The sequence below is a fragment of the Shewanella sp. 6_MG-2023 genome (assembly GCF_030547195.1).
In the GTDB taxonomy this organism is placed as follows: Bacteria; Pseudomonadota; Gammaproteobacteria; order Enterobacterales; family Shewanellaceae; genus Shewanella.
In genome coordinates this window covers 1-538 of sequence record NZ_JAUOQU010000087.1, presented here as the reverse complement: position 1 = coordinate 538, position 538 = coordinate 1, and the positions used below count along the sequence as shown (strand labels likewise).

Sequence of the window (538 nt, the reverse complement as noted above, 5' to 3'; positions counted from 1 at the left end):
CAGGTAATGTCACTATAGCTATTGAGGACGAAGTACCATCAAGCATCAGCTTTTATTCGAAAGGCGATGGTGGCGTTCCTGATGGTAATTCCATTTCAGTGAAGTTAATTGATAACTCTCAAATTGAAATAACAAACATTACTTATAATTCTCCGGGTTATATAGAAGTGACTTATCAGTCTTCTGATGGGATTGCTTTGGCTAATGAGTTAGTTGTTTTTAGTCTTAATGATTCAGCTTTAGCCGTTTTTGACCCTTTAGACGGCACCGTATTAACTAATGCACAGGGTAAAGCGACGATTAAAGTTGCGACTCAATTTAAACAAGGCGCTGGCACAGTAAATGTTGTTATTGGTGAGAATACATCCAGTGTGAATTTTAGTTCTGAAGGTGATGCACCTCGAGAAGACCAAAAAGTGTTATCTGCTAGCCTTCAAGATGCTACGGGTAATGCCATTACGAGTATTAGTGCATCGTCGCCAGGATATGTTCATGTTAACTATTCTGATACAGCAGGTGTAGCGCAAGCGAATCAAGT

General features: G+C 39.6%; 1 pseudogene. It reads left to right on the top strand.

What is annotated here, in order from left to right:
* A pseudogene (locus Q4533_RS19660) lies at positions 1-538 on the top strand (hypothetical protein); the annotation flags it as partial.